Here is a 21,812-nt window from a genome sequence, read left to right as displayed (position 1 = left end):
GTTGCGTCAGCGGGTTGCGATAATGAACAGGCGCGGAAACGGCAGCAGCACGGTGCCATCGCCCAGGGCTGGGTAAGCCTGGGTAATCCGCGCCGTGTATTGCTGGAGGAAATCGGCCCTTTGATCCTCGCTCAAAGGCGCGAGGAACGGCCTGAGGGCAGAGCCCTTGAACCATTCCACCACTGCGGCGTGATCCGCCAATGGGTGCTGGTAGGTGGTGCGCCATACATCCACGGTGCTGCAATGTTTGCTCAGCAGTTCGTAGTAGTAGCTCGCGGTGTGGCGTTCATTGTGTTTGACCGCGCCGATCTTGGCGGACCAAGAGCCATCTGCCGCCACTTCGCGGGCAAGCCGGTGGGCGGGTTCATCGAGGTTGTCCGGTGTCTGCACCGCCAGCGTGCCACCGGGCGTCAGTTGCCGGACCAGATGCGGGTAAAGCGTGGCGTGGTCGGGCAGCCATTGCAGGGACGCGTTAGCCAAAATCACATCGAAGGTTTGCGCAGGTTTCCAATCACCGATATCCGCCCGTTCGAAGTTCAGCGCGGGCAGCCGTTGACGGGCGTCCGCCAGCATGTCATCGGAGTTGTCCATACCGGTAATGCGAGCCTGCGGATAGCGCTCGGCCAACACTTCAGTGGAGTTGCCAGGACCACAACCCAGGTCGACGGCATTGTGCACTTGGGTATTGGGAATAGCCGCGACGAGATCGCGCACCGGACGTGTGCGCTGTTGTTCGAACATCGTGTACTGCTTGGCTGACCAGGTCATCGCGGCTTTCCTTCTTTTTGAGGTTGGCCACAGCCTAAATCTTGTGAGCCATGAGAACAAATGCCAGGATTGAAGCTCTCCCATACCTGGAAAGTATCCCAATGTTGGAACTGCGCCAGCTCAAAGCCTTCGTCGCTATCGCTGAAGAAGGCTATATCACCCGCGCCGCCGAACGCCTGGGCATGCAACAGCCACCCTTGACGCGGATGCTGCAAAGCCTTGAGGCCCAGCTGGGGGTGAGCTTGATGGAGCGCTTGCCGCGTGGCGTGCGCCCCACCACTGCCGGCCTGGCCTTGTTGGATGAGGCGCGGGAAATACTGGCTCAGGCAGAGGGGCTGGCCGACGTCGTGCGCCGTGCCGCGCGAGGTGAACGTGGCCGCCTGGCGATCGGATTTACCAGTTCGGCCGCCCTGCACCCGTTTGTACCCAGTGTATTGCGGCTGTTTCGCGAAACCTTTGTCGGCGTCTCGGTAGTGCTGGAGGAAGCCGGCACCGGCGAACTACTGGATGCGTTGGTGCACGAGAAACTCGACGCGGCGTTTATCCGCTCGCCGCTCAGCGGGACGCAGTCGCTGCAGGACGAGCCGATTCTGGTAGAGCCTATGCTGCTGGCGCTGCCGACGGACCACCCCTTGGCAATCGATCCAGCCTCGCCCCTGCCATTGGCGGCATTGGCGACCGAGTCCTTCGTGCTGTATCGCCGTCGCGTGGGGTTGGGGTTGTATGACGCGATCCTGGTGGCCTGCCGTGAAGCGGGGTTCAGCCCGCAGGTGGTCCAGGAAGCACCGCGCATGACCGCGACCTTGAGCCTGGTGGCGGCAGGACTCGGAGTGTCGATTGTACCGGCGTCGATGCAGCGGCTGCGGGGCGACGGCATCGTCTATCGGGAGCTGACGGAGTGCCAGAGCCTGGTGGCGCCGTTGCACCTGGCAACGCGGATCGGTGACGGTTCGGCGGTCTTGGGCCGGTTCAAGGAGATGGTGGTGACAGCGGCGTCGACGGAAGCGTGATCAACGGCAATAAAAAACCCCCGGGAGGTTTAGCCATCGGGGGTTTTGTGTGCTTGGGGTCTTCAGACCTTAGAACGGGATATCGTCATCAAAGCTGTCGAAATCCGGAGCCGGCTGCGGTGCGGCCTGTTGTGGCGCAGGGCGCGACTCACGCTGTGGCTGCTGGCTTGGCTGCGGACGCGACTGCTGTGGGCGCGGCGCCGAGTTGGACATGCCGCCCTGGCCCTGTTGGTCGCCCTGTGGACGGCCGCCCAGCAGTTGCATGGTGCCTTGCATGTCGACCACGATTTCGGTGGTGTAACGCTTGATGCCGTCTTTTTCCCACTCGCGGGTTTGCAGTTTGCCTTCGATGTAGACCTGCGAACCTTTGCGCAGGTACTCACCGGCGATCTCTGCCACCTTGCCGAACATCGACACACGGTGCCATTCGGTTTTCTCGACCTTCTGGCCGGTCTGCTTGTCGGTCCACTGTTCGCTGGTCGCCAGACTCAGGTTGGTCACGGCATTACCGTTAGGCAAGTAGCGAACTTCGGGATCCTGGCCGCATGTACCGACCAATATGACTTTGTTAACCCCACGGGCCATAACGTTCTCCTAGGCTGGGCGCGCTGTCGGCACTGGGTTGACCAGTTGCTCGAGCGTCGCGCGATCCAATAATTCGGTGTCCAATTTGATGTAGATGGCGGCTTCTTCAGCAACAACCACGGCATCGGTAACCCCAGTGACGGCCTTGAGGCGCTCAACCAGACCGGCTTCGCGGATCGCTTCTGGCGATAACGGCAAACGCAGGCTCGTCACATAGGGAGGTTCGCGCATGGTAACAGCAAAGGCCAGCCAGAGGGCAGCCAGACCTGCGCATCCCAGGAACACAACCGACAAACCGCCATGCTGGAACATCCAGCCACCCATGATGCCGCCCAGCGCAGAACCAAGGAACTGGCTGGTGGAATACACCCCCATCGCCGTGCCCTTGCCGCCGGCCGGTGAAACTTTACTGATCAGCGAAGGCAACGAGGCTTCCAGCAGGTTGAACGCGGTGAAGAACACCACCGTGCCGATCACCAGCGCCCGCAGGCTGTCGCCGAACTCCCAGAAGAATAGCTCAGTGAGCATCAGGGTCGTGACGGCGCCGAGTAAAACTCGTTTCATTTTGCGTTTCTTCTCGCCGTAGATGATGAACGGGATCATGGCGAAGAACGAAATCAACAGCGCGGTGAGGTAGACCCACCAGTGCTGCTCCTTGGGCAGGCCGGCTTTTTCGACCAGGGCCAGGGGCAGCGCGACGAAGCTGCACATCAGCATGGCGTGTAATACGAAGATACCTAAATCGAGGCGCAGCAGGTCCGGATGCTTGAGCGTCGGCAACAGCGCCTTGCGTGCGACACCCGATTCACGGTGCTGCAACGTGCCGGTGGACCGCGGCACCATGAACGCCACGATCACGATCCCGAACAACGCCATGCCGCCGGTGGCGAGGAACAACCCATGCAGGCCGAACGCGCGGGTCAGCAGCGGGCCGACCACCATGGCCACCGCAAACGACAGGCCGATGGTCATGCCGATCATGGCCATGGCTTTGGTGCGATGTTGTTCGCGGGTCAGGTCCGAGAGCAAGGCCATGACGGCAGCGGAAATGGCTCCGGCGCCTTGCAGGATGCGTCCGGCGATCACGCCCCAGATGGAATCGGACTGGGCCGCGAGCACACTACCGAGGGCGAATACGATCAGCCCGAGGTAGATCACCGGGCGGCGGCCAATGCGGTCGGAAATGATCCCGAATGGAATCTGGAAAATCGCCTGGGTCAAGCCATAGGCGCCAATTGCCAGGCCGATCAAGGCCGGGGTCGCTCCTGCGAGATCCATTCCATAGGTCGCCAGCACCGGCAACACCATAAACATGCCAAGCATACGGAAGGCGAACACTAGGGCCAGACCGCTTGCCGCTCGGGTCTCGCCGCTACTCATGCGTTCGCTGTGGGGATCGTGCATGGAAAAACCTCGTGTGAACCGGCGGCGATTCTACCAGTCCCATCGATTGAGAGGGTATATGCGGCGCTTTGCCGCGCAGCTTTCATGTAAGGCTGCACCCGGCACTTTGACAGTGTATATTCATCCAGTCTTTAGCCGTATACTCCTGCATAATTTACGCCCGCCGTGCGAGGCCATCTTGGACAAGATCCTGATTCGTGGGGCTAGAACCCACAACCTGAAGAACATCGACCTGACCCTGCCGCGGGACAAACTGATCGTCATCACCGGCTTGTCCGGGTCCGGCAAATCGTCCCTGGCGTTCGACACGCTGTATGCCGAAGGCCAGCGGCGTTATGTGGAATCGCTTTCGGCGTATGCCCGGCAGTTCCTGTCCATGATGGAAAAACCCGACGTCGACACCATTGAAGGCCTGTCGCCGGCGATTTCCATCGAGCAGAAGTCGACGTCCCACAACCCGCGCTCCACCGTGGGCACCATCACCGAAATCTACGACTACCTGCGCTTGCTTTACGCACGGGTGGGCATCCCGCGTTGCCCGGACCACGATATTCCCCTGGAAGCCCAGACCGTCAGCCAGATGGTCGACCTGGTATTGGCCCAGCCGGAAGGCGCAAAGCTGATGCTGCTGGCGCCGGTGATTCGTGAGCGCAAGGGTGAACACCTTTCCGTCTTCGAGGAACTGCGTGCCCAGGGTTTCGTGCGTGCGCGCATCAACGGCAAGCTTTATGAACTGGACGAAGCGCCGAAGCTCGACAAGCAGAAGAAGCACTCCATTGATGTAGTGGTCGACCGCTTCAAGGTGCGCGCGGACCTGCAGCAGCGCCTGGCGGAATCATTCGAAACGGCATTGAAGCTGGCGGATGGCATTGCCCTGGTGGCGCCGATGGACGACGAGCCGGGCGAGGAGATCATCTTTTCTGCGCGCTTCGCCTGCCCGATCTGTGGCCATGCCATCAGCGAACTGGAACCCAAGCTGTTCTCCTTCAACAACCCCGCTGGCGCCTGCCCGACCTGTGATGGCCTGGGGGTGAAGCAATTCTTCGATATCAAGCGCCTGGTCAACGGCGAACTGACCTTGGCGGAAGGGGCGATACGCGGCTGGGACAGGCGTAACGTCTATTACTTCCAGATGCTGGGGTCGCTGGCGTCGCATTATAAATTCAGCCTGGAAGTGCCGTTCAACCAGCTATCGGCGGAGCAGCAGAAAGTCATCCTCCATGGCAGCGGCTCACAGAACGTCGACTTCAAATACCTGAATGACCGCGGCGATATCGTCAAACGCTCTCACCCGTTCGAAGGCATCGTACCGAACCTGGAGCGTCGTTACCGCGAGACCGAGTCGGCCAGCGTGCGCGAAGAACTGGCGAAATTCCTCAGCACTCAACCCTGCCCGGACTGCCGGGGTACTCGCCTGCGTCGTGAGGCGCGGCATGTGTGGGTCGGTGAGAAGACCTTGCCGGCGGTGACCAGCCTGCCGATCGGTGACGCCTGTGAGTACTTTGGTGTGCTTAAGCTGACGGGGCGTCGTGGGGAAATTGCCGACAAGATCCTCAAGGAAATTCGCGAACGCTTGCAGTTCCTGGTCAACGTTGGCCTGGACTACCTCTCGCTGGACCGCAGTGCCGATACCTTGTCTGGCGGTGAAGCCCAGCGGATTCGCCTCGCCAGCCAGATTGGTGCCGGCCTGGTGGGCGTGCTGTACATCCTTGATGAACCGTCGATCGGCTTGCACCAGCGCGACAACGATCGCTTGCTGGGCACGTTGAAACACCTGCGCGATATCGGCAACACGGTGATTGTGGTCGAGCACGATGAAGATGCAATCCGCCTGGCGGACTACGTCGTCGACATTGGCCCGGGCGCAGGTGTGCACGGTGGGCATATTGTCGCCGAGGGCACGCCTGCCGAAGTCATGGACCACCCGGACTCGTTGACCGGCAAGTACCTGTCCGGCCGCGTGAAGATCGAGGTCCCGGCCAAGCGCACACCGCGCAACAAGAAGCTGGCGCTGCACCTCAAAGGCGCACGGGGTAATAACCTGCGCAACGTCGACCTGGAGATTCCGCTGGGCCTGCTGACCTGCGTGACTGGTGTTTCCGGCTCGGGTAAATCGACGCTGATCAACAATACGCTGTTCCCTTTGAGTGCCACCGCCCTGAACGGCGCAACCACCCTGGAAGCGGCCGCGCACGACAGCATCAAGGGTCTTGAGCACCTGGACAAGGTGGTCGATATCGACCAAAGCCCGATTGGCCGCACGCCGCGCTCCAACCCGGCGACGTACACCGGGTTGTTCACGCCCATTCGCGAGCTGTTTGCGGGCGTCCCGGAATCCCGCTCACGCGGCTACGGGCCTGGCCGGTTCTCGTTCAACGTCAAGGGCGGGCGCTGTGAAGCGTGCCAGGGCGATGGGTTGATCAAGGTCGAAATGCACTTCCTGCCAGACATCTACGTGCCGTGCGACGTGTGCAAGAGCAAGCGCTATAACCGCGAAACCCTGGAGATCAAGTACAAGGGCAAGAGCATTCATGAAACCCTGGAGATGACGATCGAGGAGGCGCGGGAGTTCTTTGACGCGGTTCCGGCATTGGCGCGCAAGCTTCAGACGCTGATGGATGTGGGCCTGTCGTACATCAAGCTGGGGCAATCGGCGACTACCTTGTCCGGCGGTGAAGCGCAGCGGGTGAAGTTGTCTCGCGAGCTGTCCAAGCGCGATACGGGCAAAACCCTGTATATCCTCGATGAGCCGACCACGGGCCTGCACTTCGCGGATATCCAACAACTGCTCGATGTGTTGCACCGTCTACGCGACCACGGCAATACCGTTGTGGTAATCGAACACAACCTCGACGTGATCAAGACAGCCGACTGGCTGGTAGACCTGGGGCCGGAAGGCGGCTCCAAGGGTGGCCAGATCATTGCAGTGGGCACACCGGAGCAGGTTTCCGAAATGCCGCAGTCACATACGGGCTACTACTTGAAGCCGTTGTTGGCGCGCGACAAGGCCTGATTTATCGGAACCATGAAAAAGCCCCTGCCACGGCAACGTGACAGGGGCTTTTTCATGGCCGGTGAATCAGAACTGCGATTGCAGGTAATTTTCCAGGCCTACCAACTTGATCAGGCCCAACTGCTTTTCCAGCCAGTAGGTGTGGTCTTCTTCGGTGTCATTCAACTGCACCCGCAGGATCTCGCGGGTGACATAGTCGTTGTGCTGCTCACAGAGCTCGATGCCCTTGCACAGCGCAGCACGCACCTTGTATTCGAGACGAAGGTCGGCGGCGAGCATATCCGGCACCGTGGTACCCACATCCAGATCGTCGGGACGCATGCGCGGCGTGCCTTCGAGCATCAGGATACGGCGCATCAGTGCGTCGGCGTGCTGTGCCTCTTCTTCCATTTCGTGGTTGATACGCTCATAGAGCTCGGTAAAGCCCCAGTCTTCGTACATGCGCGAATGGATGAAATATTGGTCACGAGCTGCCAGTTCGCCCGTCAGCAACGTGTTGAGGTAATCGATTACGTCGGGGTGACCTTGCATCGCCCTACATCTCCCTGCTTGAAAGTTTGTAGTTTGAACCATGATGACTCGAAGGTCACGGGACTAACGGCAGAAAAGTGAAGATATTCCGAGAAAAGTAGCTGAAATAACGCAAAAACCGCCCAAATGAGGGCGGTTCTGCTTATCGTTTAGAGTCAGTTAAGCGATACACCCAGTGCCTTTGCGATTGCTTCTCCATAAGCAGGATCTGCCTTGTAGAAGTGCTGCAGTTGACGCTGGACCACATCGCTGGAAACGCCCCCCATCGCACCGGCGATATTGTTGGTGAGCAATGCTTTCTGCTCATCGTTCATCAGGCGGAACAGCGCACCGGCGTGGCTGTAGTAATCCGTGTCTTCACGGTGATCGTAACGGTCAGCCGCACCACTCAATGCCAACGCCGGCTCCGCGTACTGAGGGGCTTGTTTCGGCGCATCGGCGTAGCTGTTTGGCTCGTAGTTGGGCGTTGCGCCGCCGTTGCTGCCAAAAGCCATTGAGCCATCGCGCTGGTAGCTATTAACCGGGCTGCGTGGAGCATTCACCGGCAATTGCTGGTGGTTGGTTCCAACGCGGTAGCGGTGGGCATCAGCGTAGGCAAACACGCGACCTTGCAGCATACGGTCTGGCGACAAACCAACGCCTGGCACCATATTGCTTGGGCCGAATGCGGCTTGTTCCACTTCAGCGAAGTAGTTTTGCGGGTTGCGATTCAGTTCCAGTTCGCCGACTTCGATCAGCGGGAATTCCTTCTGCGACCAGGTTTTAGTCACATCGAACGGGTTCTCGTAGTGAGCGTTTGCCTGGGCCTCGGTCATGATCTGGATGCAGACACGCCATTTTGGGAAGTCTCCACGCTCGATCGCACCGAACAGATCACGCTGGGCGTAATCAGGGTCGGTACCTGCCAGGCGAGCAGCCTCTGCCGGCGCCAGGTTCTTGATGCCCTGCCGGGTCTTGTAATGCCATTTGACCCAGTGACGTTCGCCCTTGGCATTGATCAGACTGTAGGTGTGGCTACCAAAACCGTGCATGTGACGGTAGCCGTCAGGAATACCACGATCCGAAAACAGGATGGTGACCTGGTGCAGCGCCTCAGGAGAGTGCGACCAGAAGTCCCACATCATTTGCGCGCTTTTCAAGTTGCTTTGCGGCAAACGCTTTTGGGTGTGGATGAAGTCCGGGAACTTCAGCGGGTCACGGATGAAGAACACCGGAGTGTTGTTACCCACAATGTCCCAGTTGCCTTCTTCGGTGTAGAACTTCAGGGCGAAGCCCCGTGGATCGCGCTCGGTATCAGCCGAACCACGCTCACCCCCTACGGTGGAAAACCGCAAGAAGGTGGGGGTCTGCTTGCCCACGGACTCGAACAGTTTGGCACTGGTGTATTGGGTGATGTCTTTGGTAACGGTGAAGGTGCCATAAGCGCCCGAGCCCTTGGCATGCACACGACGCTCAGGAATGTTTTCGCGGTTGAAGTGAGCGAGCTTCTCGATCAGATGAAAATCATCAAGCAGCAACGGGCCACGCGGGCCTGCGGAACGGGAATTCTGGTTATCCGCGACGGGGGCGCCGCTGGCGGTAGTAAGGATTTTGTTCTGGCTCATATTCAATTTCCTCAGGTCGGACTTGGAACTGCTGGCTAATCGGCTTGGAGGAAGTATTGACCATCAATATGACGTCTACAAATTCATTAAATCGTAAGCATCAATAGAAAATTACTAACAACCTCCCCAGCCCTATAGTGCCAAGAGCCACCTGTGGAAACTTGTATCCAACGCGCTTTTTACACGCACAAAAAAACCGGGCACTAGGCCCGGTTTTTTATTACAGCTTGTCGTCTTACTCGGCGCTTACAGCTTCGCCAGCAGTAGCACGATCAACCAACTCGACGTACGCCATAGGCGCGTTGTCGCCAGCGCGGAAACCGCACTTGAGGATGCGCAGGTAGCCACCCTCACGGGTAGCGTAACGCTTGCCCAGGTCGTTGAAGAGCTTACCAACGATAGCTTTCGAACGAGTACGGTCGAAAGCCAGACGGCGGTTAGCCAGGCTGTCTGTCTTGGCCAAAGTGATCAGCGGCTCAGCAACGCGACGCAGTTCTTTAGCTTTCGGCAGTGTAGTTTTGATCAGCTCGTGCTCGAACAGCGACACCGCCATGTTTTGGAACATGGCCTTGCGGTGCGAGCTGGTACGGCTCAGGTGACGACCACTTTTACGATGACGCATGGTTCATTCCTTACCAAACTCACGTTCGGTGATTACGACGATCAGGCAGTCGCCTTGTCGTCCTTCTTAAGACTTGCAGGCGGCCAGTTGTCGAGGCGCATGCCGAGGGACAGACCGCGGGAGGCCAGAACGTCCTTGATTTCAGTCAAGGATTTCTTGCCCAGGTTCGGAGTCTTCAACAGTTCTACTTCGGTACGCTGAATCAGGTCGCCGATGTAGTAAATGTTTTCCGCCTTAAGGCAGTTAGCCGAACGTACAGTCAGTTCCAGATCGTCAACCGGGCGAAGCAGGATCGGATCGATCTCGTCTTCCTGCTCGATTACCACTGGTTCGCTGTCACCTTTGAGGTCGACGAACGCAGCCAACTGCTGTTGCAGAATGGTTGCAGCGCGGCGGATAGCCTCTTCCGGGTCCAGAGTACCGTTGGTTTCCAGATCAATAACCAGCTTGTCCAGGTTGGTACGCTGTTCGACACGGGCGTTTTCCACCACGTATGCGATACGGCGAACCGGGCTGAACGAAGAGTCAAGCTGCAAGCGACCAATGCTGCGGCTTTCATCTTCATCGCTCTGACGCGAGTCGGCCGGTTCATAACCACGACCACGAGCTACGGTGAGCTTCATGTTCAGGGCGCCGTTAGACGCCAGGTTAGCGATTACGTGATCGGGGTTAACGATCTCGACATCATGATCCAGCTGAATATCGGCAGCGGTAACCACCCCCGAACCCTTCTTCGACAAGGTCAGCGTAACTTCGTCACGGCCGTGCAGCTTGATAGCCAGACCTTTAAGGTTCAACAGGATTTCAATTACGTCTTCCTGTACACCTTCGATGGCGCTGTACTCGTGGAGCACACCGTCAATCTCGGCCTCGACTACTGCACAGCCGGGCATTGAGGACAACAGGATGCGGCGCAGCGCGTTGCCCAGGGTGTGGCCAAAACCACGCTCGAGAGGCTCGAGAGTGATCTTGGCGCGGGTTGGACTGACAACCTGCACATCAATGTGGCGGGGTGTCAGGAACTCATTTACCGAAATCTGCATGGATGCACCTATTTTCTAGCCCTTACTTGGAGTAGAGCTCGACAATCAGGCTTTCGTTGATGTCGGCGGACAGATCACTGCGAGCAGGAACGTTCTTGAAAACGCCCGACTTCTTCTCAGTGTCTACTTCTACCCATTCTACGCGGCCACGTTGGGCACACAGATCGAGAGCTTGGACAATGCGAAGCTGGTTTTTTGCTTTCTCGCGAACTGCGACCACGTCACCAGCACGAACCTGGTAGGACGGAACGTTTACGGTCTGACCGTTAACGCTGATCGACTTGTGCGATACCAGCTGACGGGATTCGGCACGAGTCGAACCAAAGCCCATACGGTATACAACGTTGTCCAGACGGCATTCGAGCAGTTGCAGCAGGTTTTCACCGGTTGCACCTTTCTTGCCAGCAGCTTCTTTGTAGTAGCCGCTGAACTGACGCTCGAGAACGCCGTAGATACGACGGACCTTCTGCTTTTCACGCAGTTGGGTGCCGTAGTCGGACTGGCGACCGCGGCGTTGGCCGTGGATACCAGGTGCTGCTTCAATGTTGCACTTCGATTCGATCGCGCGCACGCCGCTCTTCAGGAAGAGATCGGTGCCCTCGCGACGAGCGAGTTTGCATTTTGGACCAATGTAACGAGCCATTCTTTACAATCTCCTGGATTACACGCGGCGCTTCTTCGGCGGACGGCACCCGTTGTGCGGGATTGGCGTCACGTCGGTGATGCTGGCGATCTTATAGCCACAGCCGTTCAAAGCACGGACAGCGGACTCACGACCTGGACCTGGACCCTTGACGTTAACGTCGAGGTTTTTCAGGCCATATTCCAGCGCAGCTTGACCAGCACGTTCAGCAGCTACTTGAGCAGCGAACGGAGTGGACTTGCGGGAACCGCGGAAACCCGAACCACCAGAGGTAGCCCAAGAAAGCGCATTACCTTGACGGTCGGTGATGGTCACGATGGTGTTGTTAAAAGAAGCATGGATGTGGGCGATGCCATCAACCACTGTCTTTTTAACTTTTTTACGAGGACGAGCAGCAGGTTTTGCCATGATAATTTTCCTGTCGATTCGCTGGGGCGATTACTTGCGGATCGGCTTACGCGGACCTTTACGGGTACGCGCGTTAGTCTTGGTACGCTGACCGCGTACTGGAAGACCACGACGATGACGCAGACCGCGATAGCAACCGAGGTCCATCAAACGCTTGATTTTCATGTTGATTTCGCGACGCAGGTCACCTTCAGTGGTGAACTTCGCCACTTCGCCACGCAGCTGTTCAATCTGCTCGTCGCTCAGATCCTTGATCTTAGCGGCTGGGTTTACCCCAGCAACTGCGCAAATCTTCTGCGCAGTAGTGCGACCAACACCATAGATGTAGGTCAGCGAGATAACAGTGTGCTTGTTATCTGGAATGTTAACGCCTGCAATACGGGCCATTCAGTGGGACTCCAATTGACAGCTACCTACGCCCCGGAAGCCAAGAAATAGGGCGCGAGATAATATCGCTGTAATAACAAATAATCAACCCGGCAGCGCACTAGCTGCCGGGCTTCAAGCGGATCACACTCAGCCTTGGCGCTGTTTGTGACGCGGTTCCGCGCTGCAAATTACTCGAACAACACCTTCGCGGCGAATAATCTTGCAGTTACGGCACAGCTTTTTCACCGATGCACGAACTTTCATCACCAACTCCTCGAACCTTATGGGTACTCAGCGCAACATGCCGCTGCCGTAACCCTTCAGGTTGGCTTTCTTCATCAGGGATTCGTACTGGTGCGAAACGAGGTGCGATTGTACTTGGGACATGAAGTCCATCACAACCACGACCACGATCAGCAACGAGGTCCCGCCAAGGTAGAACGGAACGTTTGCTGCGACCACAAGGAACTGGGGCAACAGGCACACGGCCGTCATATATAGAGCACCGAACAGGGTCAAACGAGTCAGAACGCCATCAATGTAGCGTGCCGACTGCTCACCTGGACGGATGCCCGGAATAAAGGCACCGGACTTCTTCAGGTTTTCCGCTACGTCTTTCGGATTGAACATCAACGCCGTATAGAAGAAGCAGAAGAAAATAATCCCTGCACTAAACAGCAGAATATTCAACGGCTGACCAGGAGCGATCGACTGAGAAAGGTCCTGCAGCCAGCCCATATTTTCAGACTGACCAAACCAGGTACCCAACGAAGCCGGAAACAGCAAAATGCTGCTCGCGAAAATTGCCGGGATAACACCGGCCATATTCACTTTCAGCGGCAAGTGGCTGGTCTGCGCAGCAAAAACCTTACGGCCCTGCTGACGCTTGGCGTAGTGAACAGCGATACGACGCTGGCCACGCTCAATGAACACCACAAAACCGATAATCGCTACTGCCAGCAAACCGATGGCAACCAAGGCGAAGATATTGATATCACCCTGACGTGCAGACTCGAAAGACTGCCCAATTGCCCTCGGAAGACCGGCGACGATACCTGCGAAAATCAACATCGAGATACCGTTACCAACACCACGCTCAGTAATCTGCTCACCCAGCCACATCATGAACATCGCACCAGCCACAAAAGTGGATACCGCGACGAAATAGAAGCCAAAGTCACCAGTGAACGCAACGCCCTGCCCTGCCAGGCCAACGGACATGCCGATAGCTTGAACCAGGGCAAGGACGACAGTGCCGTAGCGGGTGTACTGGCTAATCTTGCGACGGCCAGCTTCACCTTCCTTCTTCAACTGCTCCAGCTGCGGGCTGACGGCGGTCATCAGCTGCATGATGATCGATGCCGAAATGTACGGCATGATCCCCAATGCAAAGATGCTCATCCGCTCCAGCGCGCCGCCGGAAAACATGTTGAACAAGCTAAGAATGGTCCCCTCATTCTGTCGAAACAGGTCTGCGAGTCGGTCCGGGTTGATACCTGGAACCGGGATGTGTGCGCCTATTCGGTAGACGATAATCGCCAGGAACAGAAAACGCAGACGTGCCCAAAGTTCAGACATACCGCCTTTGCCGAGCGCAGAGAGAGCACCTTGCTTAGCCATTTATTCCTCGAACTTGCCGCCAGCTGCTTCGATAGCCGAACGCGCACCTTTGGTGGCGCCGATTCCCTTGCCGATAGTGACAGCGCGAGCCACTTCACCGGACAGCATGATTTTCACACGCTGTACGTTGACGTTGATCACGTTGGCATCTTTCAGGGTCTGCAGAGTAACGATGTCGCCGTCCACTTTAGCCAGCTCGGACAGACGCACTTCTGCGCGGTCCATGGCTTTCAGGGATACGAAACCGAACTTAGGCAGGCGACGATGCAGCGGCTGTTGACCGCCTTCAAAGCCTGGAGCAATGGTGCCACCGGAACGGGAGGTCTGACCTTTGTGACCACGGCCACCAGTCTTACCCAAACCGCTACCGATACCACGGCCCGGACGATGCTTTTCGCGACGGGAACCCGGCGCTGGACTCAGATCATTGAGTTTCATCGATTAACCCTCTACACGCAGCATGTAGTAAGCCTTGTTGATCATCCCGCGATTCTCGGGAGTATCCTGGACTTCTACAGTGTGACCGATGCGACGCAGACCCAAACCTTTAACGCACAGTTTGTGGTTAGGGATGCGGCCGGTCATGCTTTTGATCAGCGTTACTTTAACGGTAGCCATGATCAGAAGATCTCCTTGACAGTCAGGCCACGCTTGGCAGCGATGGACTCAGGAGATTGCATAGCTTTCAAACCCTTGAAAGTGGCGTGAACCACGTTTACTGGGTTAGTCGAGCCATAGCACTTGGCCAGAACGTTCTGAACGCCAGCAACTTCGAGGACAGCACGCATAGCGCCGCCAGCGATGATACCGGTACCTTCAGAAGCAGGCTGCATGTACACCTTCGAAGCGCCATGGGCGGACTTCATTGCGTACTGCAGAGTGGTGCCGTTCAGATCAACTTGGATCATGTTGCGACGAGCAGCTTCCATTGCCTTCTGGATCGCAGCAGGCACTTCACGCGACTTGCCACGGCCGAAGCCAACACGCCCTTTACCATCACCTACCACGGTCAACGCGGTGAAAGTGAAGATACGGCCGCCTTTAACGGTTTTGGCTACGCGGTTAACTTGAACCAGCTTCTCAATGTAGCCTTCGTCGCGCTTTTGGTCGTTATTTGACATAACTTAGAACTCCAGCCCAGCTTCACGAGCAGCATCAGCCAGCGCTTTAACGCGGCCGTGGTACTTGAAGCCAGAGCGGTCGAAAGCCACTTGCGAGACGCCAGCGGCCTTAGCACGCGTAGCGACCAGCTGGCCAACCTTTGTGGCCGCGTCGATGTTGCCGGTGGCACCATCACGCAGTTCTTTATCCAAAGTCGAGGCGCTTGCCAGGACTTTGTTGCCGTCGGCCGAGATGACCTGGGCGTAGATGTGCTGCGACGAGCGGAACACGCAGAGACGCACGACTTCGAGTTCGTGCATTTTCAGGCGTGCTTTGCGAGCGCGACGCAGTCGAGTAACTTTTTTGTCGGTCATTTGCTATGCCCTACTTCTTCTTGGCTTCTTTACGACGGACGACTTCGTCCGCGTAGCGCACACCTTTGCCTTTGTACGGCTCTGGTGGACGGAAGTCGCGGATCTCAGCGGCCACTTGACCTACCAGCTGCTTATCGATGCCCTTGATCAGGATATCGGTCTGGCTAGGGGTCTCAGCGGTGATGCCTTCCGGCAGTTCGTAATCCACTGGGTGCGAGAAGCCAAGGGCCAGGTTCAAAACCGTGCCTTTTGCTTGCGCTTTGTAACCAACACCGACCAGCTGGAGCTTACGCTCGAAGCCTTGGCTTACGCCTTGGACCATGTTGTTTACCAACGCACGCGTGGTACCGGCCATTGCGCGAGTTTGTTGATCGCCATTGCGAGCGGCAAAACGCAGCTCACCGGCTTCTTCAACGATCTCAACGGACGAATGGATGTTCAGTTCAAGAGTACCCTTGGCACCCTTCACCGAAAGCTGTTGGCCTGCGAATTTGACTTCGACACCGGCTGGCAGCTTAACGGGGTTCTTAGCGACGCGAGACATGCTTATCCCCCCTTAGAACACAGTGCAAAGAACTTCGCCGCCGACACCGGCAGCGCGCGCAGCACGATCAGTCATCACACCTTTGTTGGTGGAGACGATAGACACGCCCAGACCGCCACGAACTTTCGGCAGATCTTCAGCGGACTTGTACTGACGCAGGCCTGGACGGCTAACGCGCTTCACTTCCTCGATGACCGAACGGCCTTCGAAGTACTTCAGCTCGATGGACAGCAGTGCTTTTACATCGCTGCTGATCTGATAACCCGCAATGTAGCCTTCGTCTTTCAGGACTTTGGCAACAGCTACCTTCAACTTGGAAGATGGCATGCTTACGACGGACTTTTCAGCCATCTGGGCATTACGGATACGAGTTAGCATGTCCGCTAACGGGTCCTGCATACTCATGGGCTAGACGCTCCTAATACAAAAAAATTAGCCTTGCGGCTACATATGTCGCCGAGAATCTCCGGGCATAGAAAACACGGGCTCAGGCGAGCCGGGTATTCTAGACACACTCCGGAAATGAAACAAGCCCCAAAAGGGGCTTGTTCCAGATTCAAGGTCACCGGTGGTCGTTATCTTGCGACGCCAACCACCTGGACTTCGAAAGTACTTACCAGCTGGCTTTAACCAGACCTGGTACGTCACCACGCATTGCCGCTTCACGCAGTTTGTTACGGCCGAGGCCGAACTTGCGATAAACGCCGTGTGGACGACCGGTCAGGCGGCAGCGGTTACGCATGCGCGAAGCGCTTGCGTCACGTGGCTGCTTCTGCAGGGCAACTGTAGCTTCCCAACGCGCTTCTGGACTTGCGTTCAGATCAACGATGATTGCTTTCAGTGCTGCACGCTTCTTGGCGTACTTGGCAACCGTGAGCTGACGCTTCAGCTCGCGGTTTTTCATGCTCATCTTGGCCATGGTCCTACTCCAATCAGTTGCGGAACGGGAATTTGAAAGCACGCAGCAGGGCGCGACCTTCATCATCGTTCTTGGCAGTGGTGGTCAGGGTGATGTCCAGACCGCGGAGAGCATCGATCTTGTCGTAGTCGATTTCCGGGAAGATGATCTGCTCTTTCACGCCCATGCTGTAGTTACCACGACCATCGAAGGACTTGGCATTCAGGCCGCGGAAGTCGCGAACCCGAGGCAGGGAGATCGACAGCAGACGATCCAGGAATTCGTACATACGCTCACGGCGCAGAGTTACCTTGACGCCGATCGGCCAACCTTCACGGACTTTAAAGCCAGCGATGGATTTCCGAGCGTAGGTCACAACGACTTTTTGGCCGGTGATCTTTTCCAGGTCAGCAACAGCGTGCTCGATGACTTTTTTGTCGCCGATCGCTTCGCCCAGACCCATGTTCAGGGTAATTTTGGTAACGCGCGGAACTTCCATCACGTTCCCAAGCTTAAGTTCTTCCTTAAGCTTAGGGGCGATTTCCTTCCGGTAAATCTCTTGTAGTCGTGCCATGGTCTTATCTACCTAGCAGTGTTCAAGCATCAACCGCTTTTTGGGTCGACTTGAAGACACGAATTTTCTTACCGTCTTCTACTTTGAAACCAACGCGATCAGCCTTGTTGGTTTCGCCGTTGAAGATGGCGACGTTAGAAGCGTGCAGTGGCGCTTCTTTCTCGACGATACCGCCCTGTACGCCCGACATCGGGTTAGGCTTGGTATGACGCTTGACCAGGTTCAGACCACCAACGACCAGACGGTCGTCAGCGAGAACCTTCAGCACCTTACCGCGCTTACCTTTGTCTTTGCCGGCGATCACGATGATCTCGTCGTCACGACGAATCTTTTGCATGTCGGATCTCCTTACAGCACTTCTGGGGCGAGCGAGACGATCTTCATGAACTTCTCAGTACGAAGTTCACGGGTCACTGGCCCAAAGATACGGGTGCCGATCGGCTCTTGCTTGTTGTTCAGAAGAACAGCAGCGTTGCCATCAAAGCGGATAATGGAGCCATCTGCACGGCGTACGCCGTGACGAGTGCGGACTACAACAGCAGTCATCACTTGGCCTTTTTTCACCTTACCGCGAGGAATTGCTTCCTTCACGGTAACTTTGATGATGTCACCGATACCAGCGTAACGACGATGGGAGCCACCCAGCACCTTGATGCACATAACGCGGCGAGCGCCGCTGTTATCGGCCACATCGAGCATGGATTGAGTCTGAATCATATAATTTCTCCGACCCCTAGTCCTTAGACTTCCACAGCGCGTTCGAGAACATCAACCAGTGCCCAAGACTTGGTCTTGGCCAGCGGACGAGTTTCACGAATAGTGACTTTGTCGCCGATGTGGCACTGATTGGTTTCGTCGTGCGCGTGCAGCTTAGTCGAACGCTTAACATATTTACCGTAGATCGGGTGCTTAACGCGACGCTCGATCAGAACGGTGATGGTTTTGTCCATCTTGTCGCTGACAACACGGCCAGTCAGCGTACGGACAGTCTTTTCGGCTTCAGCCATGATCACTTACCTGCCTGCTGGTTGAGCACAGTCTTCACGCGAGCTATGTCACGCTTAACTTGCGAGAGCAGATGAGACTGCCCCAACTGGCCAGTTGCTTTCTGCATACGCAGATTGAACTGGTCGCGCAGCAGGCCGAGCAGTTGCTCGTTCAGCTGCTGTGCGGATTTTTCACGAAGTTCATTCGCTTTCATCACATCACCGTCCGTTTAACAAAGGAGGTGGCGAGCGGCAGCTTTGCAGCAGCCAGGGCGAAAGCCTCACGCGCCAGCTCTTCAGAAACACCCTCGATTTCATACAGGACTTTGCCTGGCTGAATCTGGGCAACCCAGTATTCCACGTTACCCTTACCTTTACCCATCCGAACCTCGAGAGGTTTTTTGGAAATCGGCTTGTCCGGGAATACACGGATCCAGATCTTGCCACCACGTTTTACGTGACGGGTCAGAGCACGACGCGCTGACTCGATCTGACGAGCGGTGAGACGACCACGAGCTACAGACTTCAGCGCGAACTCGCCGAAGCTGACTTTGCTACCGCGCTGAGCCAGACCACGGTTGTGGCCTGTCATCTGCTTGCGGAACTTCGTACGCTTAGGTTGCAACATTTGGCGTACCCCTTACTTAGCAGCTTTTTTACGAGGCGCTGGTGCTTGTGGTTTCAGTTCTTCTTGGCGACCACCAATTACTTCGCCTTTGAAGATCCAAACCTTTACACCGATCACACCGTAAGTGGTGTGAGCTTCGTAGTTGGCATAGTCGATGTCGGCACGCAGGGTGTGCAGTGGCACACGACCTTCGCGATACCATTCAGTACGTGCGATTTCAGCACCGCCGAGACGACCGCTCACTTGGATTTTGATGCCTTTGGCACCAATGCGCATTGCGTTCTGTACGGCACGCTTCATAGCGCGACGGAACATTACGCGACGCTCCAGCTGCTGAGCTACGCTCTGCGCAACCAGCATACCGTCGAGCTCCGGCTTGCGGATCTCTTCGATATTGATGTGCACAGGCACACCCATTTGCTTGGTCAGGTCCTGACGCAGTTTCTCAACATCTTCACCTTTCTTCCCGATAACGATACCTGGACGAGCGGTGTGGATGGTGATACGTGCAGTTTGGGCCGGACGATGGATATCGATACGGCTTACGGACGCGCTTTTTAGTTTGTCTTGGAGATACTCACGCACCTTCAGATCAGCGAACAAGTAGTCCGCATAAGTCCGACCGTCTGCGTACCAGACGGAGGTGTGCTCCTTGACGATTCCCAGGCGAATGCCAATGGGATGTACTTTCTGACCCATCTCTTCGACTCCGTTACTTGTCAGCAACCTTGACAGTGATATGGCAAGACCGCTTGACGATGCGATCAGCACGGCCTTTGGCACGTGGCATGATGCGCTTCAGCGAACGCCCTTCGTTAACGAAAACGGTGCTGACTTTCAGGTCATCAACGTCTGCGCCTTCGTTATGCTCGGCGTTGGCTACGGCCGACTCCAGCACTTTCTTCATGATCTCGGCGGCTTTCTTACTGCTGAAAGCCAACAGGTTGAGCGCTTCGCCCACCTTCTTCCCGCGGATCTGGTCGGCGACCAAGCGGGCTTTCTGGGCGGAGATTCGAGCGCCCGACAACTTAGCGGCTACTTCCATTTCCTAACCCCTTAACGCTTGGCTTTCTTGTCTGCCACGTGCCCACGATAAGTGCGGGTACCGGCGAACTCGCCCAGTTTGTGGCCGACCATGTCTTCGTTAACGAGAACTGGGACGTGTTGACGACCGTTGTGTACTGCGATGGTCAGACCGACCATTTGTGGCAGGATCATCGAACGACGCGACCAGGTCTTAACTGGTTTGCGATCGTTCTTTTCCGCCGCCACTTCGATCTTCTTCAGTAGGTGAAGATCAATAAAAGGACCTTTTTTCAGAGAACGTGGCACTGTCGTATCCCTCTATTTACTTGCGACGACGGACGATCATTTTGTCGGTACGCTTATTACCACGAGTCTTCGCGCCCTTAGTCGGGAAGCCCCATGGCGATACCGGATGACGACCACCAGAGGTACGACCTTCACCACCACCGTGTGGGTGGTCAACCGGGTTCATGGCAACACCACGAACGGTTGGGCGAACGCCACGCCAGCGTTTGGCACCAGCTTTACCCAACGAACGCAGGCTGTGCTCGGAGTTCGAGACTTCGCCCAGGGTCGCACGGCATTCAGCCAGCACTTTACGCATCTCACCAGAACGCAGACGCAGGGTCACGTAGACACCTTCACGAGCGATCAGCTGAGCCGAAGCACCAGCGGAACGAGCGATTTGCGCGCCTTTACCTGGCTTCAATTCGATGCCGTGTACGGTGCTACCAACTGGAATGTTGCGCAGTTGCAGAGCGTTGCCCGGCTTGATCGGTGCCAGAGCACCTGCGATCAGCTGGTCGCCAGCGCTCACGCCTTTAGGGGCGATGATGTAGCGACGCTCGCCATCTGCGTACAGCAGCAGAGCGATGTGAGCAGTACGGTTTGGATCGTATTCGATACGCTCGACAGTGGCAGCGATGCCATCTTTGTCGTTGCGACGGAAGTCGACCAGACGATAATGCTGCTTATGGCCACCACCGATGTGACGAGTGGTAATACGACCATTGTTGTTACGACCACCAGACTTCGATTTCTTCTCGAGCAGCGGTGCGTGAGGAGCGCCTTTATGCAGCTCCTGGTTGACCACCTTGACCACAAAACGGCGGCCAGGGGAAGTCGGTTTGCATTTAACGATTGCCATGATGCACCCCTTCCTTACTCAGCACTGCTGCTGAAATCGAGATCTTGGCCTGGCTGAAGGGAGATAACTGCCTTCTTCCAGTCATTACGCTTGCCCAGACCGCGAGCAGTGCGCTTGCTCTTACCCAGAACGTTCAGGGTAGTAACACGCTCTACTTTCACGCTGAACAGGCTTTCGACGGCCTTCTTGATTTCCAGCTTGGTTGCGTCAGTTGCAACCTTGAAAACGAACTGGCCTTTCTTGTCAGCCAGAACCGTAGCCTTTTCGGAAACGTGCGGGCCAAGCAGAACTTTAAATACGCGTTCCTGGTTCATCCCAGCAGCTCCTCGAATTTCTTCACGGCCGACACGGTGATCAACACCTTGTCGTATGCGATCAGACTAACTGGATCGGAACCTTGCACGTCACGTACATCAACGTGTGGCAGGTTACGAGCAGCCAGGTACAGGTTCTGATCAACAGCTTCCGACACGATCAAAACGTCGGTCAGGCTCATGTTGTTCAGTTTGCCCAGCAGATCTTTGGTTTTCGGGCTTTCAACAGCGAAGTCCTGAACCACGACCAGACGGTCGGTACGCACGAGTTCAGCAAGGATGGAGCGCAGAGCTGCGCGGTACATCTTCTTGTTGAGCTTCTGCGAGTGATCCTGCGGACGAGCTGCGAAAGTGGTACCGCCGCCACGCCAGATTGGGCTACGGATAGTACCGGCACGAGCACGGCCAGTACCTTTCTGACGCCAAGGGCGCTTACCGCCACCACGAACGTCGGAACGGGTCTTTTGCTGCTTGCTACCTTGACGGCCGCCGGCCATGTAGGCCACGACTGCTTGGTGAACCAGCGTCTCGTTGAATTCGCCGCCAAATGTCAGTTCGGAAACTTCGATCGCTTGAGCGTCATTTACATTTAATTGCATG

Annotated in this window: 33 protein-coding genes; 2 read left to right on the top strand and 31 right to left on the bottom strand. The window is 56.6% G+C overall.

Annotation, left to right across the window (positions count from 1 at the left end; genetic code table 11):
- Positions 1-6: 6 nt before the first annotated feature.
- The gene (tam, locus tag MJP36_RS05470) at positions 7-768 is read right to left on the bottom strand and encodes a trans-aconitate 2-methyltransferase (RefSeq protein WP_244385001.1); all 762 of its coding nucleotides are present in this window, start codon (positions 766-768) and stop codon (positions 7-9) included.
- 101 nt (positions 769-869) lie between these two features.
- On the opposite strand from tam, the gene MJP36_RS05465 reads away from it, so the two are divergent.
- Positions 870-1,778 (top strand): LysR family transcriptional regulator, encoded by a 909-nt coding sequence (locus tag MJP36_RS05465; RefSeq protein WP_199777903.1) that lies wholly within the window; start codon positions 870-872, stop codon positions 1,776-1,778.
- 69 nt (positions 1,779-1,847) lie between these two features.
- On the opposite strand, the gene MJP36_RS05460 is transcribed toward MJP36_RS05465, so the two are convergent.
- Together MJP36_RS05460 and MJP36_RS05455 are read right to left on the bottom strand one after the other, a co-directional pair.
- Complete coding sequence (locus tag MJP36_RS05460) at positions 1,848-2,363, bottom strand: single-stranded DNA-binding protein (RefSeq protein ID WP_003232445.1); 516 nt, start codon at positions 2,361-2,363, stop codon at positions 1,848-1,850.
- Between the two features lie 9 nt (positions 2,364-2,372).
- Entirely contained in the window at positions 2,373-3,767 is a 1,395-nt protein-coding gene (locus MJP36_RS05455; protein ID WP_060755282.1) for an MFS transporter, read from the bottom strand.
- A gap of 178 nt (positions 3,768-3,945) precedes the next feature.
- On the opposite strand from MJP36_RS05455, the gene uvrA reads away from it, so the two are divergent.
- Positions 3,946-6,780, top strand: coding sequence for an excinuclease ABC subunit UvrA (gene uvrA / locus MJP36_RS05450; protein ID WP_244385000.1), 2,835 nt, complete (start codon positions 3,946-3,948; stop codon positions 6,778-6,780).
- Between the two features lie 66 nt (positions 6,781-6,846).
- Here uvrA and bfr read toward each other — a convergent pair whose 3' ends face one another.
- The 28 genes from bfr to rplD form a co-directional block, all read right to left on the bottom strand.
- Positions 6,847-7,311, bottom strand: a complete 465-nt coding sequence (gene bfr, locus MJP36_RS05445) for a bacterioferritin (RefSeq protein ID WP_015886133.1) — start codon at positions 7,309-7,311, stop codon at positions 6,847-6,849.
- Between the two features lie 155 nt (positions 7,312-7,466).
- On the bottom strand, positions 7,467-8,915 hold the full coding sequence (locus MJP36_RS05440) for a catalase (RefSeq protein ID WP_060755284.1): 1,449 nt from the start codon (positions 8,913-8,915) through the stop codon (positions 7,467-7,469).
- 235 nt (positions 8,916-9,150) lie between these two features.
- The gene (gene rplQ, locus MJP36_RS05435) at positions 9,151-9,537 is read right to left on the bottom strand and encodes a 50S ribosomal protein L17 (protein ID WP_003176402.1); all 387 of its coding nucleotides are present in this window, start codon (positions 9,535-9,537) and stop codon (positions 9,151-9,153) included.
- Positions 9,538-9,578: 41 nt separating this feature from the next.
- Positions 9,579-10,580: a DNA-directed RNA polymerase subunit alpha gene (locus MJP36_RS05430; RefSeq protein ID WP_003176403.1), complete on the bottom strand. Its 1,002-nt coding sequence runs from the start codon at positions 10,578-10,580 to the stop codon at positions 9,579-9,581.
- A gap of 22 nt (positions 10,581-10,602) precedes the next feature.
- On the bottom strand, positions 10,603-11,223 hold the full coding sequence (gene rpsD / locus MJP36_RS05425) for a 30S ribosomal protein S4 (protein WP_003176404.1): 621 nt from the start codon (positions 11,221-11,223) through the stop codon (positions 10,603-10,605).
- An 18-nt stretch (positions 11,224-11,241) separates the two neighbouring features.
- A complete protein-coding gene (rpsK, locus tag MJP36_RS05420) occupies positions 11,242-11,631 on the bottom strand; it encodes a 30S ribosomal protein S11 (RefSeq protein ID WP_002555466.1) in 390 nt (129 codons plus the stop codon).
- 30 nt (positions 11,632-11,661) lie between these two features.
- Complete coding sequence (gene rpsM / locus MJP36_RS05415) at positions 11,662-12,018, bottom strand: 30S ribosomal protein S13 (RefSeq protein WP_003194635.1); 357 nt, start codon at positions 12,016-12,018, stop codon at positions 11,662-11,664.
- A 129-nt stretch (positions 12,019-12,147) separates the two neighbouring features.
- Positions 12,148-12,264: a 50S ribosomal protein L36 gene (rpmJ, locus tag MJP36_RS05410; RefSeq protein WP_002555468.1), complete on the bottom strand. Its 117-nt coding sequence runs from the start codon at positions 12,262-12,264 to the stop codon at positions 12,148-12,150.
- Between the two features lie 27 nt (positions 12,265-12,291).
- On the bottom strand, positions 12,292-13,620 hold the full coding sequence (gene secY, locus MJP36_RS05405; RefSeq protein ID WP_016969470.1) for a preprotein translocase subunit SecY: 1,329 nt from the start codon (positions 13,618-13,620) through the stop codon (positions 12,292-12,294).
- Entirely contained in the window at positions 13,621-14,058 is a 438-nt protein-coding gene (gene rplO, locus MJP36_RS05400; protein WP_060755285.1) for a 50S ribosomal protein L15, read from the bottom strand. It abuts the gene before it with no gap.
- Positions 14,059-14,061: 3 nt separating this feature from the next.
- On the bottom strand, positions 14,062-14,238 hold the full coding sequence (gene rpmD / locus MJP36_RS05395; protein ID WP_003176408.1) for a 50S ribosomal protein L30: 177 nt from the start codon (positions 14,236-14,238) through the stop codon (positions 14,062-14,064).
- Positions 14,239-14,240: 2 nt separating this feature from the next.
- Positions 14,241-14,741 (bottom strand): 30S ribosomal protein S5, encoded by a 501-nt coding sequence (gene rpsE, locus MJP36_RS05390; protein ID WP_003176409.1) that lies wholly within the window; start codon positions 14,739-14,741, stop codon positions 14,241-14,243.
- A 3-nt stretch (positions 14,742-14,744) separates the two neighbouring features.
- Positions 14,745-15,095, bottom strand: coding sequence for a 50S ribosomal protein L18 (gene rplR, locus MJP36_RS05385; protein ID WP_003186037.1), 351 nt, complete (start codon positions 15,093-15,095; stop codon positions 14,745-14,747).
- A 10-nt stretch (positions 15,096-15,105) separates the two neighbouring features.
- On the bottom strand, positions 15,106-15,639 hold the full coding sequence (rplF, locus tag MJP36_RS05380; RefSeq protein ID WP_003176412.1) for a 50S ribosomal protein L6: 534 nt from the start codon (positions 15,637-15,639) through the stop codon (positions 15,106-15,108).
- 12 nt (positions 15,640-15,651) lie between these two features.
- Entirely contained in the window at positions 15,652-16,044 is a 393-nt protein-coding gene (gene rpsH / locus MJP36_RS05375; RefSeq protein ID WP_010206883.1) for a 30S ribosomal protein S8, read from the bottom strand.
- 208 nt (positions 16,045-16,252) lie between these two features.
- Entirely contained in the window at positions 16,253-16,558 is a 306-nt protein-coding gene (gene rpsN, locus MJP36_RS05370) for a 30S ribosomal protein S14 (protein WP_003176414.1), read from the bottom strand.
- A 13-nt stretch (positions 16,559-16,571) separates the two neighbouring features.
- A complete protein-coding gene (rplE, locus tag MJP36_RS05365) occupies positions 16,572-17,111 on the bottom strand; it encodes a 50S ribosomal protein L5 (protein WP_003194642.1) in 540 nt (179 codons plus the stop codon).
- Positions 17,112-17,133: 22 nt separating this feature from the next.
- Positions 17,134-17,448: a 50S ribosomal protein L24 gene (gene rplX, locus MJP36_RS05360; protein ID WP_007896770.1), complete on the bottom strand. Its 315-nt coding sequence runs from the start codon at positions 17,446-17,448 to the stop codon at positions 17,134-17,136.
- An 11-nt stretch (positions 17,449-17,459) separates the two neighbouring features.
- Positions 17,460-17,828 (bottom strand): 50S ribosomal protein L14, encoded by a 369-nt coding sequence (gene rplN / locus MJP36_RS05355; protein WP_002555479.1) that lies wholly within the window; start codon positions 17,826-17,828, stop codon positions 17,460-17,462.
- A gap of 23 nt (positions 17,829-17,851) precedes the next feature.
- Positions 17,852-18,118 (bottom strand): 30S ribosomal protein S17, encoded by a 267-nt coding sequence (rpsQ, locus tag MJP36_RS05350; protein ID WP_003176419.1) that lies wholly within the window; start codon positions 18,116-18,118, stop codon positions 17,852-17,854.
- A gap of 2 nt (positions 18,119-18,120) precedes the next feature.
- Positions 18,121-18,312 carry a 50S ribosomal protein L29 gene (gene rpmC / locus MJP36_RS05345; RefSeq protein ID WP_002555481.1) on the bottom strand — a complete coding sequence of 64 codons (192 nt, stop codon included), beginning with the start codon at positions 18,310-18,312 and terminating at the stop codon, positions 18,121-18,123.
- Positions 18,312-18,725: a 50S ribosomal protein L16 gene (rplP, locus tag MJP36_RS05340; RefSeq protein WP_003176421.1), complete on the bottom strand. Its 414-nt coding sequence runs from the start codon at positions 18,723-18,725 to the stop codon at positions 18,312-18,314. The genes rpmC and rplP overlap by 1 nt, the downstream gene beginning before the upstream one ends.
- Before the next feature lie 12 nt (positions 18,726-18,737).
- Positions 18,738-19,424, bottom strand: coding sequence for a 30S ribosomal protein S3 (gene rpsC, locus MJP36_RS05335; protein WP_003176422.1), 687 nt, complete (start codon positions 19,422-19,424; stop codon positions 18,738-18,740).
- 13 nt (positions 19,425-19,437) lie between these two features.
- Positions 19,438-19,770 carry a 50S ribosomal protein L22 gene (gene rplV / locus MJP36_RS05330; protein WP_003103908.1) on the bottom strand — a complete coding sequence of 111 codons (333 nt, stop codon included), beginning with the start codon at positions 19,768-19,770 and terminating at the stop codon, positions 19,438-19,440.
- 11 nt (positions 19,771-19,781) lie between these two features.
- On the bottom strand, positions 19,782-20,057 hold the full coding sequence (gene rpsS / locus MJP36_RS05325; RefSeq protein ID WP_002555486.1) for a 30S ribosomal protein S19: 276 nt from the start codon (positions 20,055-20,057) through the stop codon (positions 19,782-19,784).
- A gap of 16 nt (positions 20,058-20,073) precedes the next feature.
- Positions 20,074-20,898, bottom strand: a complete 825-nt coding sequence (rplB, locus tag MJP36_RS05320) for a 50S ribosomal protein L2 (RefSeq protein ID WP_003186055.1) — start codon at positions 20,896-20,898, stop codon at positions 20,074-20,076.
- Positions 20,899-20,912: 14 nt separating this feature from the next.
- Positions 20,913-21,212 (bottom strand): 50S ribosomal protein L23, encoded by a 300-nt coding sequence (gene rplW / locus MJP36_RS05315; protein ID WP_002555488.1) that lies wholly within the window; start codon positions 21,210-21,212, stop codon positions 20,913-20,915.
- The gene (rplD, locus tag MJP36_RS05310) at positions 21,209-21,811 is read right to left on the bottom strand and encodes a 50S ribosomal protein L4 (protein ID WP_003176424.1); all 603 of its coding nucleotides are present in this window, start codon (positions 21,809-21,811) and stop codon (positions 21,209-21,211) included. Before rplD ends, rplW begins: the two co-directional genes overlap by 4 nt.
- Position 21,812 lies beyond the last annotated feature (1 nt).

The sequence above is a fragment of the Pseudomonas palleroniana genome, assembly GCF_022836895.1.
GTDB classification, from domain to species: Bacteria; Pseudomonadota; Gammaproteobacteria; order Pseudomonadales; family Pseudomonadaceae; genus Aquipseudomonas; species Aquipseudomonas palleroniana.
Note: the sequence above shows the minus strand (reverse complement) of the source record. Positions and strands in the feature narration are given on the sequence as shown.

Coding starts and splice junctions, on each gene's coding strand:
- tam (WP_244385001.1), bottom strand. CDS start 768: ATGACCTGGTCAGCCAAGCAGTACACGATGTTCGAACAACAGCGCACA.
- MJP36_RS05465 (WP_199777903.1), top strand. CDS start 870: ATGTTGGAACTGCGCCAGCTCAAAGCCTTCGTCGCTATCGCTGAAGAA.
- MJP36_RS05460 (WP_003232445.1), bottom strand. CDS start 2,363: ATGGCCCGTGGGGTTAACAAAGTCATATTGGTCGGTACATGCGGCCAG.
- MJP36_RS05455 (WP_060755282.1), bottom strand. CDS start 3,767: ATGCACGATCCCCACAGCGAACGCATGAGTAGCGGCGAGACCCGAGCG.
- bfr (WP_015886133.1), bottom strand. CDS start 7,311: ATGCAAGGTCACCCCGACGTAATCGATTACCTCAACACGTTGCTGACG.
- MJP36_RS05440 (WP_060755284.1), bottom strand. CDS start 8,915: ATGAGCCAGAACAAAATCCTTACTACCGCCAGCGGCGCCCCCGTCGCG.
- rplQ (WP_003176402.1), bottom strand. CDS start 9,537: ATGCGTCATCGTAAAAGTGGTCGTCACCTGAGCCGTACCAGCTCGCAC.
- MJP36_RS05430 (WP_003176403.1), bottom strand. CDS start 10,580: ATGCAGATTTCGGTAAATGAGTTCCTGACACCCCGCCACATTGATGTG.
- rpsD (WP_003176404.1), bottom strand. CDS start 11,223: ATGGCTCGTTACATTGGTCCAAAATGCAAACTCGCTCGTCGCGAGGGC.
- rpsK (WP_002555466.1), bottom strand. CDS start 11,631: ATGGCAAAACCTGCTGCTCGTCCTCGTAAAAAAGTTAAAAAGACAGTG.
- rpsM (WP_003194635.1), bottom strand. CDS start 12,018: ATGGCCCGTATTGCAGGCGTTAACATTCCAGATAACAAGCACACTGTT.
- rpmJ (WP_002555468.1), bottom strand. CDS start 12,264: ATGAAAGTTCGTGCATCGGTGAAAAAGCTGTGCCGTAACTGCAAGATT.
- secY (WP_016969470.1), bottom strand. CDS start 13,620: ATGGCTAAGCAAGGTGCTCTCTCTGCGCTCGGCAAAGGCGGTATGTCT.
- rplO (WP_060755285.1), bottom strand. CDS start 14,058: ATGAAACTCAATGATCTGAGTCCAGCGCCGGGTTCCCGTCGCGAAAAG.
- rpmD (WP_003176408.1), bottom strand. CDS start 14,238: ATGGCTACCGTTAAAGTAACGCTGATCAAAAGCATGACCGGCCGCATC.
- rpsE (WP_003176409.1), bottom strand. CDS start 14,741: ATGTCAAATAACGACCAAAAGCGCGACGAAGGCTACATTGAGAAGCTG.
- rplR (WP_003186037.1), bottom strand. CDS start 15,095: ATGACCGACAAAAAAGTTACTCGACTGCGTCGCGCTCGCAAAGCACGC.
- rplF (WP_003176412.1), bottom strand. CDS start 15,639: ATGTCTCGCGTCGCTAAGAACCCCGTTAAGCTGCCAGCCGGTGTCGAA.
- rpsH (WP_010206883.1), bottom strand. CDS start 16,044: ATGAGTATGCAGGACCCGTTAGCGGACATGCTAACTCGTATCCGTAAT.
- rpsN (WP_003176414.1), bottom strand. CDS start 16,558: ATGGCCAAGATGAGCATGAAAAACCGCGAGCTGAAGCGTCAGCTCACG.
- rplE (WP_003194642.1), bottom strand. CDS start 17,111: ATGGCACGACTACAAGAGATTTACCGGAAGGAAATCGCCCCTAAGCTT.
- rplX (WP_007896770.1), bottom strand. CDS start 17,448: ATGCAAAAGATTCGTCGTGACGACGAGATCATCGTGATCGCCGGCAAA.
- rplN (WP_002555479.1), bottom strand. CDS start 17,828: ATGATTCAGACTCAATCCATGCTCGATGTGGCCGATAACAGCGGCGCT.
- rpsQ (WP_003176419.1), bottom strand. CDS start 18,118: ATGGCTGAAGCCGAAAAGACTGTCCGTACGCTGACTGGCCGTGTTGTC.
- rpmC (WP_002555481.1), bottom strand. CDS start 18,312: ATGAAAGCGAATGAACTTCGTGAAAAATCCGCACAGCAGCTGAACGAG.
- rplP (WP_003176421.1), bottom strand. CDS start 18,725: ATGTTGCAACCTAAGCGTACGAAGTTCCGCAAGCAGATGACAGGCCAC.
- rpsC (WP_003176422.1), bottom strand. CDS start 19,424: ATGGGTCAGAAAGTACATCCCATTGGCATTCGCCTGGGAATCGTCAAG.
- rplV (WP_003103908.1), bottom strand. CDS start 19,770: ATGGAAGTAGCCGCTAAGTTGTCGGGCGCTCGAATCTCCGCCCAGAAA.
- rplB (WP_003186055.1), bottom strand. CDS start 20,898: ATGGCAATCGTTAAATGCAAACCGACTTCCCCTGGCCGCCGTTTTGTG.
- rplW (WP_002555488.1), bottom strand. CDS start 21,212: ATGAACCAGGAACGCGTATTTAAAGTTCTGCTTGGCCCGCACGTTTCC.
- rplD (WP_003176424.1), bottom strand. CDS start 21,811: ATGCAATTAAATGTAAATGACGCTCAAGCGATCGAAGTTTCCGAACTG.